The 1,680-nt window shown below is 60.8% G+C and carries 5 protein-coding genes; all 5 read left to right on the forward strand.

Features of this window, described 5'->3' with window-relative positions; translation table 11 throughout:
• Window positions 1-451, forward strand: a 451-nt coding sequence (locus VGP75_RS14000) for a hypothetical protein (protein ID WP_327544253.1), incomplete at its 5' end; no start/stop codon positions are given.
• Window positions 438-806 (forward strand): hypothetical protein, encoded by a 369-nt coding sequence (locus tag VGP75_RS14005; RefSeq protein WP_327544254.1) that lies wholly within the window; start codon window positions 438-440, stop codon window positions 804-806. The genes VGP75_RS14000 and VGP75_RS14005, both read left to right, overlap by 14 nt.
• Window positions 803-1,084 (forward strand): helix-turn-helix domain-containing protein, encoded by a 282-nt coding sequence (locus VGP75_RS14010; protein WP_327544255.1) that lies wholly within the window; start codon window positions 803-805, stop codon window positions 1,082-1,084. The genes VGP75_RS14005 and VGP75_RS14010 overlap by 4 nt, the downstream gene beginning before the upstream one ends.
• Entirely contained in the window at window positions 1,081-1,347 is a 267-nt protein-coding gene (locus VGP75_RS14015; protein WP_327544256.1) for a hypothetical protein, read from the forward strand. The genes VGP75_RS14010 and VGP75_RS14015 overlap by 4 nt, the downstream gene beginning before the upstream one ends.
• The coding region (locus VGP75_RS14020) for a hypothetical protein (RefSeq protein WP_327544257.1) at window positions 1,344-1,680 on the forward strand (337 nt) is incomplete at its 3' end. The genes VGP75_RS14015 and VGP75_RS14020, both read left to right, overlap by 4 nt.

Below are 1,680 nucleotides of genomic sequence, written 5' to 3' on the forward strand. Positions count from 1 at the left end.
TATTGGTGGTGGTGGAGGCGCGGGCGCGAACGCCGCGCTGACGCACCGGGAGAAGTTAATCGCGGCGATGGGGATTGACCCTTCAAGGCCGATTGTCTCGACCAGCGGCAAATCCATTGGCGGGCAGGCTGACATGCTTGAGGCTGGCAGGTGGGCCAGCCTTGGGATCACCGAGTCCGAACAGGTAGCCGTCATCGCTGAAACCACGGCGAACAAGCGGGACGGGCCGCCAAACAGCTTCAAATATTTCACCCCTGCCATGCAGCGCTTCGCCGCCGACAAGGCCAGCGCTCAAACCCCACTCACGCCAATCGACGGAGGCATCAATGACCAACGCACTGCCCGCAACACACCACCTGCCAACGGACGCTCGAACCGGGTTGATCCTGCCCTTGAGCAAATCGCTCGACTTGCGGGCATTGGGTCAACACCGGGCTATGGTGGCAGTTGAGCTTGAGGTGCTCGCCAAGAAATTCGACCGGTTCGGCTGGGACCGCGACCGCAACAGCCCTGCGCATGACCGGATGATCACCGATTGGATGGACGCCCTGCAAGACTTCCCGCTGGACGAGGTTCGCGCCGCTTGCCGCGCCGCCGTTCTGGAAAACCCGAACCGTATGCCGAACGAGGGGCATATCCGCTCGCACATCATGGCCGCAAGAAAGCGCGCGGTTCAGCACATTCCGAAGCCGGAACCGGAGTACCATCGCCCGCCAAACCCAACAGCGCAAGAAAAGGCTCGCGCATCCGAGTTGCTGGCAAGTGCGGGCTTTACCCCCAAGACTTTCGGAGGCAGCCCGGAATGAGCCGCACCCGCTTCATTGCATGGGTTACAGGCCGACCGATTGACGGCTGGAGCATTGCCAGCATCACAGACGCCGTATCGAGAAAGACCGGGATCAGCGCCGAGGCGATCATGAGCGCCGACCGCACGATCAGGGTTTCATCGGCCCGGCAGGAGGTCATGCGCCGCGCCTACGCGACAGGGCGATACAGCCTGCCGGAGATTGGCCGCGCCCTCGGCCGCGATCACACGACCGTTGGGCACGGCATCCGGCGCGCAACCGAAAGGCTGGGGGCATGAGCATGTGCCCCGAACAGGAGCTTTGGCAGGTGGTGATAGAAAAAGCCTTTGTTGACGCGATCAATCCGGAACCGGCCAACGCCACTGACATTCGGGAAAAGTCTATCGCCGCCGCTTGGATCAGAAATTGCGGAAAGGATTTTTGCTTCGTTTGCAGCCTTGCCGGGATGGACCCGCATTTTCTGTCCGACGCCTTCAACGCCAACAAAGTCAACCGCGAGACATTCAAGAACTCCAGCAAAGTAGGGAAGAAATCACCATGAGCATTATGCAAGCAAGCGTAGCGAATGGCGCTTCCGTCGCAATCCACGATGATCTGTTTGCGATGACGGACGCCGACCACGCAAAGATGCGCGCCATTGCGCGCCGTCAGGTGCACGCCCCCATCGAGGCGAGGAAGGCAACGCGCGTTACGCCCGCACAGCCCGTTAAAATGATCGAGGCGATGAGCAACAAACCCGCGCCGGAACTGCCAAAGCCAACGAGAATCGACGGACGCACGATAAATAACGCGATGCAGCAGCAGATGGCGCGACAGCGGGTAATTGACGTGCTGACGGAGCCTCTTACAGAGCGCGAGATTGCAGAGCGACTGG

Origin of the sequence: Yoonia sp., from assembly GCF_036007805.1 — a bacterium.
Taxonomy (GTDB): Bacteria; Pseudomonadota; Alphaproteobacteria; order Rhodobacterales; family Rhodobacteraceae; genus Yoonia.